Genomic DNA, 20,575 nt, shown 5'->3' with positions numbered 1-20,575 from the left:
GCCCAAGGGGGCGTCATTCAATCCAGCGTGACGCCGACCTTGATCGTCACCTGCCAGTGGGAAAGCTTGTTGTCTTCCAGGTGGCCGCGGGTTTCGGTGACCTCGAACCAGCGCATGCCGTGCAGGGTCTTGCTGGCCTTGGTCAGCGCATTCTGGACGGCATCCTCGATGCTGGTGGTCGAGGAACCGGTGAGTTCGATCTGCTTGTAGACGTGGTCGCTCATGGTAAAGCTCCTTGGTTGAAAGCGTCGGCCGTTGCCGACGACTGAAAGCCCCTGGACTCCCTGGGGCCTGGAAAGAGGTACGATTCAGGCGCGCCGATGGCTCAGGCATCGACGATGGCGATGCCCAGCGACGAAAGGCGCTGGCGGGTATCGTCGTCCGTCTCGAACGTGACCGGCCGCGTCAGCGGCCAGAGGAAATGGGTGTTGAAGCCGGCGGCGACGGCGTCTTCGGCAGTCCACAGTACGCAGACATCCCGCGCCAGCCCGCAGACGTAGACATCGGTGACGCGGCGATCGCGCAGCCAGCCCGCGAGCCCGGTGGCAGGGCGATGGCCGTCGGGGCCGATGTTGTTGCGAAAGGCGCTGTAGGAATCGATGCCGGGATCGGTGCCCTTGCGAATGATCGCGTCGCAGGCGGACCAGTCGATCGCCGGATGCAGCGCCGCGCCCTCGGTGCGCTGGATGCAGTGGTCGGGCCACAGGGTCTGGGCGTGGCCGTAGAGCTCGATCGACTCGAATGGCTGATGGGGCGGATGCCCGGAGGCGAACGAGACGTGCCCCGGCGGGTGCCAGTCCTGCGTCGCCACGACATGAGCGAAGGCATGTTGCGCCAGCAGCCACTCGAGCCCCAGCAGGATCTCGTCTCCTTCGGCACAGGCCAGCGCACCGCCCGGCATGAAGTCCGGCTGGACATCGACGACGATCAGGGCGCTATGCGGGGCAACGCCACCGAGAGCGAGTCCGGCGGGCTGGGTCTCGGGGCTGGCAGGGCTGTCGAGAATGTCGTTGTCAGGCACGGCTGGCGCTTCCTGCGTGGCGAATTCTCTCTCAGTATCGAAGGCAGGCGGGAATGTCGCAAGCCGGCCCGCCATCGCGACGCCCCGGCTGCACACCGGGGCGTTGCGTAGCCCCGGTATGGCTGGTCATCCGCCCGGCCCGCTCATCGGAATAACCGGGGGAACGAGGTGGAACAGAACGGTGCCGCTGCGAACAAAACGGTGCCGCAGCGAGACAGCGACTCAGGCGCGCTTGCGCAGGCGGGCGTAGAAAAAGCCGTCGTGGCCGGCCGGGGTGGGCAGCAACTGTCGGCCGTGGTCCGCCGCCTGGCCCCAGTCGAGTTCGTCGGGCATGTCGGCGACGGCATCCGGCGTGCGCGAGAGAAACGCCTCGATCTGGGCGGCGTTCTCCACCGGCAGTACCGAGCAGGTGGCGTAGAGCAGGGTGCCGCCCGGCGCGAGTTTGGGCCACAAGGCGTCGAGCAGGCGTGCCTGGAGCGCGGCCAGTTCGGCGACGTCGCTGTGGCGACGGGCGAGCTTGATGTCCGGGTGACGCCGGATGACTCCCGTGCCGGAGCAGGGCGCATCGAGCAGGATGGCATCGAACGGCTGGCCGTCCCACCAGCGTTCGTCGGCGGCCGGATCGCTGGCGTCGGCCGCGTGGAGCGTGGCTTCCAGCCCGAGGCGCTGAAGGGTCGACGCGACACGCTGCAGGCGAGTCGGGTCGACGTCCAGCGCGGTAAGATCCACATCGAAACGTTCGAGCAGGTGCGCCGTCTTGCCGCCGGGGGCGGCGCAGGCGTCGAGGACCCGCTGACGGTCGTCGCCCGCGAGCGCTGGCGTCAGCAGGTCGGCGCAGAGCTGGGCGGATTCGTCCTGAACGCTGACGTCACCCTCGGCGAAGCCGGGCAACTGGGTCACGTCGCAGGGCGTTTCCAACTGAATGCCATCCTCGGCGAAGCGGCAGGGTGCTGCATCGAGCCCTGCCGTTTCGAGGCGCTGCAGGTACGCCTCGCGGGAAGCGTGGCGGCGATTGACGCGCAGGGTCATCGGTCCGGCTTCGTTGTTGGCCTCGCAGATTGCCCGCCAGGCGTCTGGCCAGGCATCGCGGAATTCGAGCAGCAGCCAGTCCGGGTGCCACAGCGCCACCGGCGCATCCCGATCGACCTTGGCCTGCAACGCCACCGATTCGCGCTGGAACCGGCGCAGGCAGCCGTTGAGCACGCGAGTCGCCCACGGCTTGCCGAGGGCGCGGGCGGCGCCGGCCGTCTCGCTGACGGCGGCATGGGGCGGCACGCGCATGTGCAGAATCTGGTACAGGCCGATGAGCAGCAGCGCCTGGATGTCGGTATCGCGCTGTTTCATCGGTTGGCGCAACAGTTGGCTGGCGAGCGCGTCCAGGCGCGGATGCGCGCGGCAGACACCGAAGCAGAGCGCCTTGACGAAGCCGCGGTCGCGCTCCTTGATCGCGCTGGAGGCCAGCTCGGCGTCCAGGCTCGACAGCGAGCCCTTGCCGTTCAGGACCGGCACCAGCCGTTGCGCGGCAAACGCGCGGGTATCGCCAGGGTTCATCGGTCGGTTTCCTTGGAGGGCTGGTCGGGGGCGCGGCCGATGCTCTGGTCGGAACTCCGACCGAAACATTGGCCGGGGCCGAGACGGGGATGGTTGGCATTGAGCAGGTCGCGCGCCGCGAGCGGTTTGCCGCCGGGCATCTGCAGCTTCGTCACCCGCAGGACCTCGCGGCCATTCTCGCCACAGGCGATCCGCAAGGCATCCGCGGCAGGTTCGAGCAGCGTGCCTGGCTCGATGTCTCTGTCGCCGGCTTCGGCTTCCGGCATCGCGAACCACAGCCGCAGCGGCTCGCCCTCAAGGCGCGTCCAGGCCACCGGCCAGGGGTTGAAGGCGCGAATCCGGCGCGATAGCGCCGTCGCCGGCTGGCGGAAGTCCAGCTCCGCCTCCGGCTTGGAGAGCTTGCTGGCGTAGGTCACGCCGTCCTGCGGTTGAGGTGTGGCGGTCAGGCCTTGTTCGGCCAGCGCGTCGAGGCCCTCGACCAGGGTTTCTCCACCCAGTGCGGCGAGGCGGTCATGGAGGTCGCCGCCGGTCGTGGTGTCGTCGATGGCGGTGCGCTTGATCAGCAGCATGTCGCCAGTGTCGAGACCGGCATTCATCTGCATCAGGGTGATGCCGCTCTCGCTGTCGCCCGCCTCGATGGCGCGCTGGATCGGCGCTGCGCCGCGCCAGCGCGGCAACAGCGATGCGTGCACGTTGAGACAGCCCAGCCGGGGAATGTCGAGCACCGCCTGCGGCAGCAACAGGCCGTAGGCAACGACGATCATGACATCGGCCTCGAATTCGGCCAGCCGCCGCTGGGTCTCTTCGTCCTTAAGGCTGAGCGGCTGTTCCACCGGCAGTTCATGCTCGAGTGCCAGGCGCTTGACCGGGCTGGGCGTGAGCTTGCGGCCACGGCCGGCGGGGCGGTCCGGCTGCGTGTAGACTCCGACGACCTGATGGCGGGAGGCGAGCACGGCCTTGAGGCTCTCGGCCGCGAAATCCGGCGTGCCGGCAAAGACGATACGCAGCGGCTGCCCTTCAACACAGTGACTCATTCGATACGTTCCTGACGAGTGAATGCCTGAGGATGATTGATGCCTGCAGTAGGTAAACCCTGAAGAGCAATGACGAAAGGCCGGCGTCGCGGGGACGGCCGGCCTTCGAAAGCCTGAAGATGACGCGACGGGCGATCAGGCGTCCTGTTTCTGGCGCTTCTGCATCTTCTTGAGAATCCGGTCGCGCTTCAGCGGCGACAGATAGTCGACGAACAGTACGCCCTCGAGATGATCGCACTCGTGCTGGATGCAGTGAGCCAGCAGGCCGTCGGCATCCAGCTCGTAGGCGTTGCCGTCGCGATCGGTCGCCTTGAGATGGACGCGCAGTGCCCGCGGCACCTCGGCGTAGTAGTCGGGGATCGACAGGCAGCCTTCCTGCAGCGGCTCGCGTTCGTCGTCCAGCGGTTCGTAGGTCGGGTTGATCAGCACCAGCGGGCTGTTGCGATCGTCGCTGACGTCCATGACGATCACGCGCTGGTGGATGTCGATCTGCGTGGCGGCCAGGCCGATACCGGAGGCGTCGTACATGGTTTCCAGCATGTCGTCGACCAGCGTGCGGATCTCGTCGTCGACCTGGGCGACCGGCGCTGCCTTGGTACGAAGGCGCGGATCGGGATATTGGAGAATGGTTCTGATGGCCATATTCGTTTGCGTGCCTATCGGCATGAGTGACGTGATCTGCCTATTGTAGAGCGCCAGCGCCGACGGGGAAACCGCTGTGCCGAGGCCGCGTGGCGCACGCCGTCGACGGGATGCGCCCTCAAGTCCGTCCTGCCGGCGCCGATCTATAGGGGAAGACGTCTATGGCCCACCTTGGGGATGACAACAGCAATGATCAGTTTGGATGGTTGGCGAGCGTGCCGCTCCCGTTGCCGCGCCGTGGCGGGACGGCTGCTGCTGGTTGGTGGCCTGGGTCTACTGGCCGCTTCGCCGACCCCGGTGTGGGCGCTGTCGGTTCAGGAGCCGTTGTCGCTGAAAGCGGATGCGCCGGCCAGCTACACGGTTCGCGAGGGTGACACGCTGTGGAGCATTGCGGCGCGCTTTCTCGATTCGCCGTGGCAGTGGCAGGCGCTATGGCAACGCAACCCGCAGGTGGCTTCGCCACGGCAGCTTTATCCGGGTGACGTGATTCGGCTGGTGGCGACCGATGGCGCCCCGCATCTTGCCCTGGAGCGCGGGCGAGGCGATACGGTTCGGCTCTCTCCCAGCGTGCGCCGCGCGCCGGCCCGGGAGGCAGTGCCCAGCCTGCCGCTGGATCGCATCCGGGTCTTTCTCGAGTCCTATCAGATCGTCGATCCCGACGTGCTGGCCGACGCGCCGACGGTGGTCGCCGGCCAGGCCCAGCGATTGTTGAGCGGCGCTGGCGATACGCTCTATGCCCATGGCCGGCTGCCGGCGGGCACCACGCTGGGCATCTATCGTCCGGGCAGTGATTACCGTGCGCCCATGTCGTCCGAGTCGGAAGGGCAGGGCTCGGGGGCGAGGTCGCTGGGGCTGGAGCTTCACCGCCTCGGTCACGCGCGGGTGCGGCGGAACGTCGATGGCGTCGGCGAGCTGAAGGTGCTGGATGCGGTACAGGAGATTCGCAATGGCGACTATCTGCTGGCGCTGGACGAAGGCGGCATCGCGACGCAGTTCCAGCCGAAGGTGCCTGAAACACCGGTCGTGGCAACCATTCTTTCCGTGCCGGACGGTGTGCGCTTCATCGGCCGTCATGACATCGTGGCGATCGATCGCGGCAGCGCCGACGGGCTCGAGACGGGTCATGTGCTGCAGGTGATGCGCCAGGGCGAGCGCGTGCACGACGATGTTCGCGACGAGTGGGTGACACTGCCGGATACCGAGGCCGGCGCCGTGATGGTGTTCCGGGTCTTCGAGCATCTCAGCTACGCCCTGGTGATGCGCGCCTCGCAGGCGCTGGCGGTGGGCGATCGACTCGTGGTGCCGAGCGATCTCCGAGAAGTCGTAGCCAGCGGAGGTGCGTCTTGATCGGTACCACGCCGATCCGGGCGTCGTGGATCGGGGCGTCGTGGATGGAAGCCGTCTGGCGAGCGGTCGGTCACGCCGTGGATGAGGGGGGATCATGACGCCGGGACTACGCGACTGGCTGGCACTGGATGCCCTGCCGGGACTGGGGCCGGCCAGACTGGCACCGCTGCTGCGCCGCTGGCGGGAGGGCGACGACCTGCACTGGCCCCAGGGATGGCTGGCGGCGCTACCCGCGAATCTGGCCCAACCGCTGCGTCTGTGGCTGGACCATCCCGCGCGCAGCCCGCTTACGCCCGCGGTCGATGCCGCGCTCGAGTGGGAGCGGGCCGATGCCCGCCATCATCTTCTCCATCCCGGACATCCGGCATGGCCCGACCTGCTGACTCAACTGCCGGACCCGCCGACGGTGCTGTGGGCCAAGGGTGATCTCGAGGTGCTGAATCGCCCCGCCATGGCGGTCGTCGGTACCCGACGACCCACGCGGGAAGGCCAGGACAACGCCACGCGTTTCGCCCGGGATCTCGTTGCGAAAGGATTCTGCATCGCCAGCGGCATGGCTCTGGGCATCGACGGCGCCGCCCAGCGAGCGGCGTTGCAGGCCGGCGGCGCCACCATCGGCGTGCTCGGCTGTGGCGTGGATGTGATCTATCCGCCGCGCCATGCCTCGCTGTACCGGGAGCTGCTGGCGGGGCAGGGCTTGCTGCTGTCCGAGCATCCGCCCACGACCCGAGCCCATCCCCGCTTCTTCCCGCGGCGTAACCGTCTGATCACGGGGCTATCTCAGGGCGTGCTGGTGGTGGAGGCGGCCGAGAAGAGCGGTTCCCTGGTCAGCGCGCGCCTGGCGCTGGAGCAGGACCGGGAGGTTTTCGCGATCCCGGGCTCGATTCACAACCCGCAGTCGACGGGCTGTCTGCGCTTGATCCGCCAGGGCGAGGCGGCGCTGGTTCGCCACGTCGACGACATTCTCGACGACCTTGCCGCCTGGCAGGTGCCGGCGTCTGGCGTTCTCCCGACAGCGCATGCCGAGTCGAGCCAATTCTCGCCGTCATCGCCACGGATCGCGGCGAATCCGTCGTTACCCGGCGTCGCGTCTGCCGCTCCCGACTCGCCCTTGCTGGCGGCGCTCAGCGACGCGCCGACGCCGGTGGATCTGCTGGTCGAACTGACCGGGCAGCCGGTGGCCAATATACAGCTGGGGCTGCTCGAACTCGAACTCGACGGCTGGGCGGCCCAGACCACCGGCGGTTGGGTCAGAAGAGGGGGCTGACGCCCTGCGTCATCTCTAACGGGATCGGGGCCGCCACGCGGCGCGGCGGATGCGCCTACTCGCCGGCCGGCCCTCCCCACACTTTCAGATGATTGCGGCGAGCCCGCGATTTCTCCTCGTCGCTCAGGCTCCAGTCGCCGCCGTAGATCGCTTCTTCCCAGGCACCGTAGGCCGGATTGGGCAGCATGATGTAGCGGCTGCCGAAGGCATTGGCCTGGGCGTTGACGGCGGCCCTGCGGGCGGCGGCGGTATCGCGGTCGAAGCCGGCGGAGAAGTCGCCGAGGTTGTCGCCCATCAGCAGCACGACCCAGTGCGACTGCGATACGCGCTGACGCCGTGGTGTCTTGTCGCCGGAGTCGCTGCGCGGCAGCAGATGCTCGTCGTCGGCATCGGGAAAGCCGACCCGCTGCAGGTTGCGCAGCGTCGGCTCGGCTTCGCTGTCGCGGCGGTTGGTGATGTAGAAGATCTCGACCCCGTGCGATGCCGCGTAGTCCAGAAACGGCTTGGCGCCCGGCATCGGTACCGCGCTGGCTTTCTCCACCCACTGGTGCCAGCTTTCGCTGGCGTAGTTCTCGTCATTGGCGATCAGCCACGCCTCGTAGGGCGAGTTGTCGAGCACGGTTTCATCGACATCGACGACGATCGCCGGTGGGCGCTGCCCGCTCGTTCCGGGGGCGGAAAGGGCGCGATCCAGATTCATGCGGGCCAGGTTGAAGGCCTGATGGCTGAGCGCGGCGTATTCGCCGGAAGATTGCATCCACACCGTTGCCATCACCAGTTCGTCGGAGAGGGAGACCTTCGGGGCTGGCGGTTGCGCGGGTTGCTGGGCACAGGCAGTGAGGCCGCCGGCCAGCGTCAGCGAGAGCAGGGATAAGGAGAGCGGTGAACGGGGCATGGTCAGGTTCCTTGTCGTCTTGTTGGCTTCGTCTTGTTGGCATGTATTCCGGACGGCTCGACAGGGCGGGCAATAGTCGCACTTGCCACGCCGGATACGGGGCGGGGTGCGACGTTGAGGCACGGCCGGGCGTCGTTCGGGCATGGTAGAATTTAGCCCATATCCAGCGGCAGGTCGGCTCGCGGAAAGAAGGATCGAGATCATGCAGGACTTTGCAGCAGCCGTTGCGGCGCTCCGGCGCGGCGGCATCATCGCCTATCCCACCGAAGGGGTCTGGGGGCTGGGGTGCGACCCGGATGACGAACGGGCGCTGAGCGCGTTGATCGCCCTCAAGGGCCGGGCCAGCGAGAAGGGGCTGATCCTGATCGCCGGGGATATCCGTCAGCTCGCGGCGTGGCTCGAAGGCGTCGACGACGATGCGATGGCGCGTCTCGCCGCTAGCTGGCCCGGCCCCAATACCTGGTTGATCCCCGACAATGGCCGGGCCGCGCCGCTGCTGCGAGGAAGCCATTCCACGCTGGCGGTTCGCGTCAGCGATCATCCGCTGGTCCAGGCGCTGTGCGCGGCCTGGGGCGGCCCGCTGGTGTCGACGTCGGCCAACCGGGCCGGCGAACCGCCGGCAATGAGTGCGTCACAGGTGCGCGAGACGTTCGGCGAGGCGCTGGACGCGGTGGTGGAAGGCCCGCTTGGCGGGCGCGATCGGCCGAGCACCATTCGCGACCTGATGACCAACGAGGTGCTGCGCGCCTGAGAGACCACCTTTACCCAGCGACATTTTCTCGCTTCACGCTCCGGATTTTCACGACTCTGGACGCTCACTCTCCCGACCTGAAGGAACGACGACCGTGGCACATCCGCATCTCGAACGCGTCAAGGACTATCTGCTCACCCTGCAGGACAGGCTCTGCGAATCGCTGGCCGAGCTCGATGGCGGGGAACGCTTCCGCGAGGAGACCTGGGATCGCCCCGAAGGCGGTGGCGGACGGTCGCGGGTGATCGAAGAGGGCGCGCTGTTCGAGAAAGGGGGCGTCAATTTTTCCCACGTCTACGGCGAGAAACTGCCGCCTTCGGCAACCGCGGCGCGCCCCGAACTGGCGGGTCGGAGCTTCCATGCGGTCGGCGTCTCCTGGGTGCTGCACCCACGCAATCCGCACGTGCCGACCGTCCACGGCAACGTGCGTTTCTTCATCGCCGACAAGCCGGGCGAGGAGCCGGTATGGTGGTTCGGCGGCGGCTACGACCTGACGCCCTACTATCCCTATCTCGAGGATGTCCAGCATTGGCATCGGGTTGCCAAGGCGGCCTGCGATCCCTTCGGCGAAGCGGTCTACCCCCGCTTCAAGGCCTGGTGCGACGACTATTTCTTCCTCAAGCATCGTGACGAGACCCGTGGGGTCGGCGGGCTGTTCTTCGATGATCTCAACGAATGGCCGTTCGAGGAGTGCTTCGCCTTCCAGCGCTCGATCGGCGACAGCTTCGTCGATGCCTTCGGGCCGATCGCCCAGCGCCGGCGCGATACGCCGTTCGGCGAGCGCGAGCGGGAATTCCAGTCCTATCGACGCGGTCGCTACGTCGAGTTCAATCTGGTGTGGGACCGCGGTACCCTGTTCGGCCTGCAGAGCGGCGGGCGCACCGAGTCGATTCTGATGTCGATGCCGCCACTGGCCCGTTGGCAGTACCAGTGGGCGCCGCAGCCCGATTCCGAAGAGGCTCGGCTGCTCGCCTATCTCCAGCCCCGTGACTGGCTGAATACACCGGAGGAACACCTGCCGACATGACCGACCGCTACGCCGTTTTCGGCCATCCCATCGGGCATTCCAAATCGCCGCGAATCCATGCCGCGTTCGCCGAGCAGACCGGCGAAGCCATCGACTACACTGCGATCGAAGCGCCGGTCGCGGATTTCGCGGGGGCCTGGGGTGCCTTCGTCGCAGCCGGCGGCCGGGGCGCCAACGTGACGGTGCCGTTCAAGCAGGAGGCCTTCGCGCTGGCGGAAGTGCTCTCGCCACGGGCCAGACTGGCCGGGGCGGTGAATACGTTGATGTTGGGTCGCGATGGCAAGCTTTACGGCGATACCACCGACGGTGTGGGGCTGGTTCGGGATCTCGAGGCTCATGCCGCGCCGCTGGTGGGCGCTCGTGTGTTGCTGCTCGGCGCCGGGGGCGCGTCGCGTGGCGTGATCGAGCCGCTGCTAGAAGCCGGTGTCGCATCGCTGACGGTCGCCAACCGCACCGTGGCCAAGGCCGAGGCGCTGGCGGCGCTGTTTGCCGACAAGGGCGAGGTGTCCGGATGCGGTTTCGATGACGTGGCGGGGCCGTTCGATCTGGTGATCAACGCCACCAGCGCCAGCCTGGCCGGCGATCTGCCGCCACTGCCAGCGGCGCTTTTCACTGCCGAGGGGCTGGCCTACGACATGATGTATGCCGCCGAACCGACCGTGTTTCTGCGCTGGGCGGCCGAGCAGGGCGCGCGGTCGGTCGACGGGCTCGGCATGCTGATCGAGCAGGCCGCGGAATCCTTCTGGCTGTGGCGTCAGGTGCGCCCGGATACCGTACCGCTGCGGGAGTTACTGCGGCGCGAGCTGTAACTTGAGTTTCGGCAAGGCAACGAATTCCAGCAGAGTCAGCTTACTACTGTCCGAGTCTTAACGACCCTCTTGCTCGTGATTGCGAGGGGCAAGCCCCTCGCGCTCCCCTTTTGTGACGCCACAGACGGCGAAACTCTGAACGCCAATCGCCCGCGCTCGGGTCGGCGCGAAAGGGTATCTGACCGCCATGGATGGCGGAAATGCAGAAAATGCAGGAGCAATTTTCTGCCTGCCCAACGCGCCTCTTGCGTCATCCATGACGCAAGACCCGGCACGGGCGATCGTCGTCCAGCGCCATCTGGAAGGCGTCATTGGGTGGCTGATTCAAGCCTATCGGTTCTACCTGCCAGCAACCTGTCCCGCAAATGCCGACAGGTGGAACGTTAAACCTTGCAGCTGGGTCGTTTGCCCTCGGCCCTGGCCTGCTCATAGCGTGGCTGGGCTTCGTTGAGCCGCTCATTCAAACCTTCCATGCGCTGGCTGTTGCTGGGGTGGGTGGACATCCAGGCCGGCGGTTCGCCCTGACTGTTGGCTGACATGTTCTGCCACAGCTGGAGGCTGGCGCTGGGGTCGAAGCCGGCATCGGCCATCAGGTCCAGCCCTACCAGATCCGCTTCCGACTCCTGCTTGCGCGAGAAGGGCAGGATGACGCCATACTGCGCCCCGGCGCCCAACAGCCCCATGACCTGCTCGCCCCCCGCGCCTTCGAGGCCGGCAACGGTCTGCAGTATCGAAAGCCCGCTCTGCGTCGCGGCCTGGGTGGAGACCCGCTCGTTGGCGTGGTGTGCCAGCACGTGGCCGACTTCATGGCCGATGACCGCGGCGAGTTGATCCTGGTTGGTGGCGACATCGAGCAGGCCAGTGTTGACGCCGATGTAGCCGCCGGGCAAGGCGAAGGCGTTGGCGGTATCGTCCTTGAACACCTTCACTTCCCACTCGGAGATGCCGGCGCTGGCGGGCACTTCGGCGGTGATCGCCTTGGCCACGCACTGCACGTAGGTTGCCTGGGCACCGCTGACCGTGGGCAGCTCCTGCTCGTACTGCGCGAAACTCTGCTCGCCCATCTGAGCCAACTCATCGTCGGAGTAGAACGCCAGCTGGTTGCGCCCCAGCGGCGACGTGCTGCAGGCGCTGAGCAGCGCGGCAAGGCCGAGGGCGCCGATCACCCGGCGCGAAGGTTTTCCTGACATGAGAGGCTTCGAATCTTCCATGATGGTCTCCAAGATCTGCCTGAATCGTATGTTGTCGGGGTGGTTGGCCGAGACGGGTCATCGATTGGCACAAGATACCCGGCCTGTCGGGGCGGTCAACCGTCCACCGGCACGGTATCTGGTGCGGACGTGGTCTGCTCGCCGATGTCGAGGATCAGTGTCGGTGCGGTGACGATGCCGTCGAGCGCTGCGGGCAAGGTCGGTGTCAGCGACAGCTGGCTGCCTGCCGGCAGTTCGCCGCGACGACTGAGCTGGCGGGCGAGCGAAAGCAGCGACGAGACGCGCTCGGCGCGGGAAGCCAGGGCATCGATACCGGCCGGTTCGAGTGCCACGGGAAGCGTGACAGTGGCCGGTTCACCGCCCTGCAACTGGATCGGCTCGTCGACTTCGCCGCTGGCGGGTTCGGCGCCCGGCACCTGCAACTGCCAATCGAAGCCCTGCAGCTCGATCGGCGGCGCGCTGGCGGGCAATGTCATGGCGAGGGGAAGATCGATATTGACCGGCAGGCCGGCCAGCGCAAGTCCGGAGCTCAAGAGCGTGAGTTCGTCGATGTCTTCCAGGCCGGGCGAAAAGTGGTAGTTCCCGATACGGACGTTTTCGACACCCATCGAGGAAAGGGCGATCCGCCCCAGCATGAAGCCGACCTGCGGCAGCGCCAGGCAACCGCCCAGCAAGGACACCAACATCAGCGCGATGAACGGGCGGGAACGAGACGGCATCGCCTCTCTCCTTGAATTAGTGGCGGTCGGAAAAAAAGGGGGGGGGGGAAGCGGCGATGACATGGAAACATCCTGCCTCGAGTCCGGGGCGCGCTGCCGGGCCAGCGCCGTGTCCGGGGGGCTGTAAAAGCCCCCGCGACTGGACCCACGGAACCAACCGGCACAAGATACGCTGTTTCCGGCAATCCGCAATCGTCACGAATGACGATCTTCAGCGCTGTTTCATGAGGTTGCCGGTATGGTCTCGATCGTGAATGTCAATGAGGAGAGTGGAAGATGGATGGTGATCTGGCGCTACGTTTGAGCCGCCTGCTGGACCGTGTCGAGGGGTGGTTGCCGGAGCAGCCGCCAGCGGTCGACTGGAGTCGCGATATCGCAGCGCTATGGCAGTCTCACCCGCTCGGTGGGCAGTTGGTGGCGGTATCGCCCCGCGACGGGGTTCGGCTCGATGATCTGATCGGCGTCGAGCGTCAGAAACGTGCCCTGCTCGACAACACCCGCGCCTTCCTCAAGGGCTATCCTGCCAACCACGCCTTGCTGTGGGGCGCGCGCGGCAGCGGCAAGTCCTCGATGGTTCGTGCCTTGCTCAACACGCTGGCCGGTGAAGGGCTGCGCTTGATTCAGGTCGATCGTCACGACCTGGTGGCGTTGCCGATCCTGGTGCAGCGCCTGCGCGACCGGCCAGAGCGCTTTGTCGTCTATTGCGACGATCTCTCTTTCGAAGGCAGCGACGATGCCTACAAGGCATTGAAGAGCGTGCTCGATGGCACGCTGACCGGGCCGCCGGAAAACGTGCTGCTGTACGCGACCTCCAACCGTCGGCATCTGCTGCCGGAATCCATGGCCGACAACCAGGAAACTCACCTGGTCGATGGCGAACTCCACCATGGCGATGCCGTGGAAGAGAAGATCTCGCTGTCGGATCGCTTCGGCCTGTGGCTCGCCTTTCATCCGTTCAGTCAGCAGGCCTATCTCGAGACCTGCCAGCACTGGGTCGCTCATCTGGCCGGCGAGGGCGCGTGGAGCGAGGAGGCCCGCGCCGAAGCAGTGCGCTATGCCACCTTGCGTGGCGTGCGCAGCGGCCGGGCGGCGTGGCAATTCGCCTGTCAATGGATAGGTTCTCGCGCTATTCGCTGAGCCTTCACCCCCGAGAATGAGATACCCTCATTCGAAAGCATGAGCTACCGTCCTGGTAGCGTTGTCGTATTGAGGGGGGAACGGGTGAAAGCATCGCGCTTGCCGATGTGGCTGATCCTGCTGGGCATCCTGCTGTTGACGCTGTTCTTCGGCCGGATGCTGCAACAGGCGCTGCACAACGACCAGTTGGGTTTCGAGCGGGATCTGCGCTTTCAGGGTATCCGGAATATCTGGTTGATCTCTGGGTATCATGGGGAGGTAACAACTCCCCACTTCATCGGATTCCTTGGTTGATATGTCACTCAGGCCATTAAGGTACCTACAAAGCCTGGAACGTGTATGGACAATGACACTTACATGGCTTGGAGAGAGGGCGAGGCCAAGCTGAATGCAGAGCAACTCCCTCGCCCGTACCAAAACCGACTATTTCGGCCCAGCCCGCTCAATCAGCTCATCGTATCCTGGAGCCGGTATTCTCCGGACCAGTGAGACAGCGCTGTGGCTCGACTGTAATGTGTACTAATGACGGGCACTGAGCCTGGATACGCTGCTTGTAGACGGCAGGCGCCTCCGGGTCATGCGACACGACCGAGACGATGGCGGCGTGAATATTCGGACCAATGGCCCAGAGGTGCAGATCGCTGATTCGTGCATCGTCACTCTCAATGGCATGTCTGACGTCGTGCTCCAAGTCACTGCGCTGTTGATCAAGCAGCACGCGGGAGGTGTCTTTCAACAGATGCCATGACCAGCGAGTGATAAGTAACGCGCCGACGATACCCATGATCGGGTCCATCCAGTCCCAGCCCGCATACTTTCCGGCCAGCAAGGCAGCAATCGCCAATACAGAAGTTAAGGCATCGGCGAGTACGTGGAAGTAGGCAGCTCGACGGTTATGATCATGATGCCCATGCCCATGCCCATGCCCATGCCCATGCCCATGCCCATGCCCGTGGTCGTGGTCTTCCCCGCCCAGTATCCAGGCCGATACTCCATTGACGATCAAGCCGATGACGGCGACGAAAATAGCTCCATTGAACGAAATTTCTACCGGGTGGATGAAGCGGTCGATGCTTTCGATCACCATATACAGGGCGAAGCCTGCCAGCAGGACCGCGCCGGTGAACCCGCCTAGCGCATTGACCTTCCCGGTGCCAAATGAGAACTGTGTATTGCCTGCGTTGCGGCGAGCGTATGCATAGGCGAAGGCTGCAATACCCAGAGCGACAGCATGAGAGCCCATATGAAGGCCATCGGCCAGGAGGGCCATCGAACCGTATAAGACACCGGCCAGAATTTCCCAAACCATCATGACGACAGTTAGAGCGACGACGATCAGTGAGCGTATTTCACCGGATTTTTTACGATCTTGACCAAAAACATGATTGTGTTGCCATTCTTCGAGCCTGTGACCATGCATACTGTAATACTCCGAGTTGATAAAAATTATGGTCAGCAAGACCAATGAAAGTGGTGGCGATTGATGGCGAAGCCCTGCTAACAGCTCCGGTTCCGCAAGAACTTCAGGGGCGCGGATATTAAATCACTGCCAAAGTTCGCCTCTTACAGCTAGGGTACCCACGCTGTAGCTCGTGATGTTCTACTTGAGGTAGGACTTGATGACCTGCAGCACCGCTTCCAAGTCTTGTTGCCGCTGCTCCAACTCGGGTTCCCTGACGACGTGATCAGTCAAGTGCCCCTCAATGATGGCTGCCATCAGTCCATTCACCGCCCCACGAATCGCGGCGATCTGTTGCAGCACGGCCGTGCAGTCGCCCTCCTCGTCAAGCTGCCTTTCCAGTGCGGCCGTCTGCCCCTGAATGCGCCGAACGCGGGTTAATAGCTTCGCTTTGTCTTTGATCGTGTGCATGCAGTCGTCTCTTTAGTGGCCCAAAAACTATACTGGAGGGTAGTATATAAATACTAGGGGGTAGTATGCTTGTTTGCAAGAGAGGAGAGGTAGGTGAAGCTCACCAACGTGACACTCGCCAGCCGTAAGGAGCACGCCGCATGACCGAAATGCCCGACAACATCCTGCACCTGCCTGAGTACCAGGTGCTGGGCTGCAAATCCACCGACGACGAAATGCACTTCCAGGTGGACGCGCCCGATCCCATCGCCTGCGAGGAATGCGGCGTGCAGGGTGAGTTCGTGCGGTTCGGCAAGCGTGATGTTCCCTATCGTGATCTGCCCATCCACGGCAAGCGGGTCACCCTCTGGGTGGTCCGCCGCCGGTACACCTGCCGGGCCTGCAAGACCACCTTCAGGCCCCAGCTACCGGAGATGGTGGACGGCTTCCGCATGACGCTGCGGCTGCATGAATACGTGGAGAAGGAATCCTTCAACCACCCCTACACCTTTGTGGCGGCACAGACCGGCTTGGACGAGAAGACGGTACGTGACATCTTCAACGCCCGCGCCGAGTTTCTGGGGCGCTGGCACCGCTTCGAGACGCCCCGCATTCTGGGCATCGACGAGCTGTACCTGAACAAGCGCTACCGCTGCATCCTGACCAACATCGAGGAGCGAACCCTGCTCGACCTGCTGGCCACCCGCCGTCAGGACGTGGTGACCAACTACCTGATGAAGCTGAAAGACCGGCAGAAGGTCGAGATCGTCAGCATGGACATGTGGAACCCCTACCGGGCAGCGGTCAAGGCGGTGCTGCCACAGGCCCGTATCGTGGTCGATAAGTTCCATGTGGTGCGCATGGCCAACGATGCCTTGGAGAAGGTGCGCAAGGGCCTCAGAAAGGAGCTGAAACCCTCCCAGAGCCGAACCCTCAAAGGAGACCGGAAAATCCTGCTGAAACGCGCTCACGAAGTCTCAGACCGGGAGCGACTCATCATGGAGACCTGGACAGGCGCATTCCCGCAACTGCTGGCCGCCTACGAGCACAAGGAACGCTTCTACGGCATCTGGAACGCCACCACCCGGCCACAGGCAGAAGCCGCCCTGGATGACTGGATAGCCACCATTCCAAAGGGCCAGAAGGAAGTCTGGAGCGATCTGGTCAGGGCAGTGGGCAACTGGCGCGAAGAGATCATGACCTACTTCGAGACGGACATGCCCGTCACCAACGCTTACACGGAGTCCATCAACCGACTGGCCAAGGACAAGAACCGTGAAGGGCGTGGTTACTCGTTCGAGGTGATGCGGGCACGAATGCTCTACACCACGAAGCACAAGAAGAAGGCCCCGACTGCGAAGGTCTCTCCGTTCTACACCATCGGTTACGGACTGCCGGACTTCGCAGAGGAACTCAACTACGGGGTCAATCTATCAACCATCTGAGGGTGGTATCAGGTTGGTGGGGTGAAGGTGCCCCATCAACCATTAAATCCGTATACCCCGCTTTCAGTCGCAGGAACAGGGAATCACCATCCGCGCCTCCCGGGCCGGGCTGGAGCGACGCGTTCAACTACTCGCTTCGACGCTCTCCGCCGACCCCGTGGTACGGGAGCTGCTGGCTCGCGCTGCCGACAGCGGCGAGCCCGGGCAGCTGGATCAGCTGCGTCAGCAACTGCGCTCGCGGCTTTCGCCCTACTGGCAGTCGCTGCAGGATGGCTCCGCCGAGGCATTGAATGTCTATCGCCAGCATCAAGGCGAACTGACCACATTCCTGCGCATGCAGGCGCCCCAGCATTTCGATGATACGCCGGAAGCCGGTCGGTGGCTGGCGCAGAGCGCACTGCAGACCCAGCGCGCGCAAGCCGGCGTCGCCAGCGATGGCCATCGCGCTGCCACCGCGGGTGTCGCGCCGGTGCTGGTGCCCTCGAGTGGCGATACGCAGCCGCAGGCATCGGGACTGCTCGAGATCGAGTTCGGTGTCATCACTGACGTCGAAAAGCTCGGCGAGCAGCTGGGTGGCGGTGTTGCCGTACTGTTCCACGATACCCAGGACGTCGATATTCAAGATAGGGATGTATCAGTCGAAGACGCCCGCCGTGGCCAAGATCAGGGCCATGGCGTTTCGGGTTCGGGCTTGTCGGATACAGCGCTGCCAGCGGGCGCGCCGGGCGGTGAAGGCGCGTGGTGGGTCGGCGATGCCCGGCAGCCTCTGATCAAGCGATGGCTGACCGCCGGGCATCTCCCCGTCATGAAGCCAGGCGAGCCCGCTCATCGGGTCGTTCACGACGAGGACGGCACCGGCTATCTGCTTTCGCTGATACCGTTACAGGCGAGCGGCAGCCAAGACGGCACACCGGTCACCGCCGTGGCGGTCTGGAAAGATATTACCGCGCAACTCGACCATCGCGATGCGTTGGTGGTCGACACCTGGTTACGCTGGGGGGTGGCATGGCTGATCGCCGAGAGCTGTCTGCTATTCCTGTTATGGGGAACGCGACGAGTCACCCGTCATGCAATGATGGAGAGCCATCGGCGCCTGAAAAATCAGAAGGAGGCGCTGCAAACGCTCAATGATATCGCCGCGTTGCAGAACACGTCCTTTCTCGAACTCATCGACCACGCGCTCGACGCAGGCTGTCGCTTTCTCGGCATGCCCTTCGGTATCGTCAGCCATATCGAGAACGGGATTTATCACGTCGAGTCGGCACACTCCCCGGGCGGTATCCTCAAATCAGGCCAGACATTCGATGTGCGGGAGACGTTCTGCGAGTTTACGCTCCAGGCCGATGACGTCGTGGCATTCGCTGATGCCGACGAGGCGGGTCATGGTGAGCATCCTTGTCGTGTCGTACATGCGTTCAAGGGTTATATCGGCGCGCCACTATGGGTGAACGGACAGCGTTACGGCACGCTCGGTTTCAGCAGTGATACCGTACGGGAAAGTTCTTTCGACGAAGCCGAGCAGGAGTTCGTGAGGTTGTTGGCCCGCTGGGTAGGGTCCACGCTCTCTCGCTGGAAGGAGATCGAGGCGCGCGAGGAATTGAGCCATCGCTTGACCAAGATTGCCTCGCAGACCCCCGGCCTGATCTATCAGTATCGCCAGGATCCCGAGGGTCGCCCCTCGTTTCCCTACGCCAGTGACGCCATCAAGGAGCTCTACGGCTTGACGCCGGAAGAAGCGGCGGCGGATGCCTCCCAGGTTTTTGCGCTGGTTCACGAAGACGACCTCGAGCGTTTGATTCTTACGGTCAAAGAGTCGGAACGTGATCTGACGCCCTGGAATTGCGAATATCGCGTGCGCCGCGACAATGGTGATTTCATCTGGCTCTCCGGCCAGTCCATCCCCGAGCGCGAGTCCGATGGCGGAACGATATGGCACGGATTCCTGCATGACGTGACCGCGCGCAAGCGTGACGAGAGTCTCAAGAGCGAGTTCATCTCCACCGTCAGCCACGAGCTGCGCACGCCCTTGACCTCGATTTCCGGCGCGCTGGGTCTGATCCAGGGCGGAGCCCTCGGAACGCCGCCGGAAGCCATGCGGGGTATGCTCGTCACGGCCCACAACAATGCGCAACGTCTGATTCTGCTGATCAACGACCTGCTCGACATAGAGAAACTGGTGGCGGGCAAGATGGCGTTCCAGATGCAGGAGCAGCCGCTGATGCCGCTGATCGATCAGGCCATCGATTCCAATCAGGCGTATGCCGCCCAGTTCCGCACGAGGCTCGTGATCACCGAGCGGCTGGATGACGCCGGGGTCAATGTCGACGCCATGCGTCTCCAGCAGGTGATGAGCAACCTGCTCTCCAACGCTGCCAAATTCTCTCCGCCGGAGACGCAGGTCGAGGTGCGTGTCGAGTCAATCGCCGATCGCGTTCGCATCAGCGTGATCGACAGCGGGCCGGGAATACCCGAAGAGTTCCACGAGCGCATTTTCCAGAAATTTTCCCAGGCGGATGCCTCGAGCACGCGAAAGCAGGGCGGTACCGGGCTTGGGCTCGCGATCACCCGCGAGCTCGTCGAGCGCATGCGCGGATCGATCAATTTCTTCTCGGAGCCGGGGCATGGCGCCTGCTTCTTCGTCGAGCTGCCGTGCTTCGACCTGCCCCAAGAGGCCATGGATCAGGTATCGACCCACGAGGTCGACGAAGCGGCCGAAGCCAGTTTCTCCGGTTCAAGGCTGCTGATCGTGGAAGACGACCCGGACACGGCGGCGCTGCTGGCCACGCTGGTGCGGCACTGGGGATATCGGGCCGAGGTTGCGCATACCATGAACGATGCGATGAAATGGCTCGAGCGCCGTAGCTTCGACGCCATCACCCTCGACCTGATGCTGCCCGACGGTAACGGCTTGACGCTGCTGCGCCAGTTGCGGGAGCAGCCGCAGACCCGGGACATTCCCGTGCTGGTGGTATCGGCGACCGCGGAGGAGGGGCAACTGGAGATTGGCGGTCGGCTGGAAGCGGTGAACTGGCTGGTCAAGCCTTTCGATGAGCAGCGCCTGTCGAGCGTGCTTCGCAGTTCGCTGAGTCTGCGACCGCCACGCGAACGCATCCTGCATATCGAAAGCGACCCCGAACTGTCTCATCGTGTCGCCGGGCAGGTCGCGTCGAGCATGACCCTGGACGTGGCCCGTTCACTGCAGGAAGCCCGCTATCTGCTCGACAGCAATGAGTACGGATTGATTTCGCTGGATCTGACGGCCTCGCGGGGCCCGGGCTGGGAGGTGATTCCGCTGTTGAGTCAATTGGTCCAGCAGCCGGCCGTCGTCATTCTGTCCGAAGAAGCGTTGGCGCCGACCTTGCTGGGGCGCGTGAAGACGGCGATTGCCAAGCCGGGGCTTTCGGCCGAGGCATTGAGGGAAGCTTTCGAGCGCCAGCTTCATGGCGCCGGTGCACCGCCGGACGAAGATCAGGAGAACGAGCACTGAAAATGAAACCCCTTCAACGTATCTTGCACGTCGAGGACGATATCTCGATTCAGGAAGTGACCAAGCTGGCGCTAGAGGTCGTCGGCGGACTCGAGATCACGAGCTGCGACGATGGCCAGGCGGCAATCGCCCGTGCCCACGAGTGGCAGCCGGATCTGGTTCTGCTCGATGTCATGATGCCGGGGATCGACGGACCCACGACCCTGGCAAAACTCCGCGAACAGCCCTCCACGCAGTCGATCCCGGTAGTGTTCATCCCGCCTCATTCACGAGGGTGCTGATTGAGCGGTCTGAAGGTACTGACTGGTGGCATCGCTTATCAGGATCGGCTTCTTCAGCGCGAATAGCTGTTGAGTAATGCCAAAACGCTGAAATTTCCCCGC

At 64.3% G+C, this 20,575-nt stretch carries 20 protein-coding genes; 10 read left to right on the top strand and 10 right to left on the bottom strand.

The window, feature by feature from the left end:
• Positions 1-17 precede the first annotated feature (17 nt).
• From R3F72_RS16575 to def, 5 genes are all read right to left on the bottom strand, one after another.
• Entirely contained in the window at positions 18-224 is a 207-nt protein-coding gene (locus R3F72_RS16575; protein WP_071229935.1) for a dodecin, read from the bottom strand.
• A 101-nt stretch (positions 225-325) separates the two neighbouring features.
• The gene (pncA, locus tag R3F72_RS16570) at positions 326-1,021 is read right to left on the bottom strand and encodes a bifunctional nicotinamidase/pyrazinamidase (RefSeq protein ID WP_332780219.1); all 696 of its coding nucleotides are present in this window, start codon (positions 1,019-1,021) and stop codon (positions 326-328) included.
• Positions 1,022-1,243: 222 nt separating this feature from the next.
• Entirely contained in the window at positions 1,244-2,572 is a 1,329-nt protein-coding gene (rsmB, locus tag R3F72_RS16565) for a 16S rRNA (cytosine(967)-C(5))-methyltransferase RsmB (protein ID WP_332780218.1), read from the bottom strand.
• Positions 2,569-3,606 carry a methionyl-tRNA formyltransferase gene (fmt, locus tag R3F72_RS16560; protein ID WP_332780217.1) on the bottom strand — a complete coding sequence of 346 codons (1,038 nt, stop codon included), beginning with the start codon at positions 3,604-3,606 and terminating at the stop codon, positions 2,569-2,571. Before fmt ends, rsmB begins: the two co-directional genes overlap by 4 nt.
• Positions 3,607-3,741: 135 nt before the next feature.
• A complete protein-coding gene (gene def, locus R3F72_RS16555; protein WP_303855989.1) occupies positions 3,742-4,248 on the bottom strand; it encodes a peptide deformylase in 507 nt (168 codons plus the stop codon).
• 189 nt (positions 4,249-4,437) lie between these two features.
• Between def and R3F72_RS16550 the strand changes: the two genes are divergently transcribed.
• Entirely contained in the window at positions 4,438-5,595 is a 1,158-nt protein-coding gene (locus tag R3F72_RS16550) for a LysM peptidoglycan-binding domain-containing protein (protein WP_332780216.1), read from the top strand.
• Between the two features lie 94 nt (positions 5,596-5,689).
• The gene (gene dprA / locus R3F72_RS16545; protein WP_332780215.1) at positions 5,690-6,862 is read left to right on the top strand and encodes a DNA-processing protein DprA; all 1,173 of its coding nucleotides are present in this window, start codon (positions 5,690-5,692) and stop codon (positions 6,860-6,862) included.
• 55 nt (positions 6,863-6,917) lie between these two features.
• Here dprA and R3F72_RS16540 read toward each other — a convergent pair whose 3' ends face one another.
• Positions 6,918-7,757 carry a 5'-nucleotidase, lipoprotein e(P4) family gene (locus R3F72_RS16540; protein WP_332780214.1) on the bottom strand — a complete coding sequence of 280 codons (840 nt, stop codon included), beginning with the start codon at positions 7,755-7,757 and terminating at the stop codon, positions 6,918-6,920.
• A 202-nt stretch (positions 7,758-7,959) separates the two neighbouring features.
• Here R3F72_RS16540 and R3F72_RS16535 point away from each other — a divergent pair, with 202 nt between their 5' ends.
• The 3 genes from R3F72_RS16535 (at position 7,960) to aroE (ending at position 10,344) form a co-directional block, all read left to right on the top strand.
• On the top strand, positions 7,960-8,508 hold the full coding sequence (locus R3F72_RS16535) for an L-threonylcarbamoyladenylate synthase (RefSeq protein WP_303855996.1): 549 nt from the start codon (positions 7,960-7,962) through the stop codon (positions 8,506-8,508).
• Positions 8,509-8,602: 94 nt separating this feature from the next.
• Positions 8,603-9,535: an oxygen-dependent coproporphyrinogen oxidase gene (hemF, locus tag R3F72_RS16530; RefSeq protein WP_332780213.1), complete on the top strand. Its 933-nt coding sequence runs from the start codon at positions 8,603-8,605 to the stop codon at positions 9,533-9,535.
• Complete coding sequence (gene aroE / locus R3F72_RS16525) at positions 9,532-10,344, top strand: shikimate dehydrogenase (RefSeq protein ID WP_332780212.1); 813 nt, start codon at positions 9,532-9,534, stop codon at positions 10,342-10,344. Before hemF ends, aroE begins: the two co-directional genes overlap by 4 nt.
• Before the next feature lie 383 nt (positions 10,345-10,727).
• Here the strand turns inward: aroE and R3F72_RS16520 are convergent, their stop codons facing one another.
• Positions 10,728-11,534 (bottom strand): M48 family metallopeptidase, encoded by an 807-nt coding sequence (locus tag R3F72_RS16520; RefSeq protein WP_087720004.1) that lies wholly within the window; start codon positions 11,532-11,534, stop codon positions 10,728-10,730.
• Positions 11,535-11,650: 116 nt separating this feature from the next.
• Positions 11,651-12,274, bottom strand: coding sequence for a hypothetical protein (locus tag R3F72_RS16515; RefSeq protein WP_071229926.1), 624 nt, complete (start codon positions 12,272-12,274; stop codon positions 11,651-11,653).
• Between the two features lie 276 nt (positions 12,275-12,550).
• Here R3F72_RS16515 and R3F72_RS16510 point away from each other — a divergent pair, with 276 nt between their 5' ends.
• On the top strand, positions 12,551-13,411 hold the full coding sequence (locus tag R3F72_RS16510) for an ATP-binding protein (RefSeq protein ID WP_087719985.1): 861 nt from the start codon (positions 12,551-12,553) through the stop codon (positions 13,409-13,411).
• 84 nt (positions 13,412-13,495) lie between these two features.
• A complete protein-coding gene (locus tag R3F72_RS16505) occupies positions 13,496-13,705 on the top strand; it encodes a hypothetical protein (RefSeq protein ID WP_332780211.1) in 210 nt (69 codons plus the stop codon).
• A 157-nt stretch (positions 13,706-13,862) separates the two neighbouring features.
• Here the strand turns inward: R3F72_RS16505 and dmeF are convergent, their stop codons facing one another.
• Both dmeF and R3F72_RS16495 read right to left on the bottom strand, forming a co-directional pair.
• A complete protein-coding gene (dmeF, locus tag R3F72_RS16500) occupies positions 13,863-14,831 on the bottom strand; it encodes a CDF family Co(II)/Ni(II) efflux transporter DmeF (RefSeq protein ID WP_332780210.1) in 969 nt (322 codons plus the stop codon).
• Between the two features lie 180 nt (positions 14,832-15,011).
• The gene (locus R3F72_RS16495; protein WP_011589742.1) at positions 15,012-15,281 is read right to left on the bottom strand and encodes a metal/formaldehyde-sensitive transcriptional repressor; all 270 of its coding nucleotides are present in this window, start codon (positions 15,279-15,281) and stop codon (positions 15,012-15,014) included.
• Between the two features lie 140 nt (positions 15,282-15,421).
• On the opposite strand from R3F72_RS16495, the gene R3F72_RS16490 reads away from it, so the two are divergent.
• The 3 genes from R3F72_RS16490 (at position 15,422) to R3F72_RS16480 (ending at position 20,473) form a co-directional block, all read left to right on the top strand.
• On the top strand, positions 15,422-16,705 hold the full coding sequence (locus tag R3F72_RS16490) for an ISL3 family transposase (protein WP_045995197.1): 1,284 nt from the start codon (positions 15,422-15,424) through the stop codon (positions 16,703-16,705).
• A gap of 157 nt (positions 16,706-16,862) precedes the next feature.
• A complete protein-coding gene (locus tag R3F72_RS16485) occupies positions 16,863-20,192 on the top strand; it encodes an ATP-binding protein (RefSeq protein WP_332780209.1) in 3,330 nt (1,109 codons plus the stop codon).
• A 2-nt stretch (positions 20,193-20,194) separates the two neighbouring features.
• Positions 20,195-20,473: a response regulator gene (locus tag R3F72_RS16480; protein WP_332780208.1), complete on the top strand. Its 279-nt coding sequence runs from the start codon at positions 20,195-20,197 to the stop codon at positions 20,471-20,473.
• The last annotated feature ends 102 nt before the right edge of the window (positions 20,474-20,575 follow it).

It is taken from the genome of Salinicola sp. 4072 (assembly GCF_036663415.1).
Lineage (GTDB): Bacteria > Pseudomonadota > Gammaproteobacteria > Pseudomonadales > Halomonadaceae > Salinicola > Salinicola salarius_A.
Note: the sequence above shows the minus strand (reverse complement) of the source record. Positions and strands in the feature narration are given on the sequence as shown.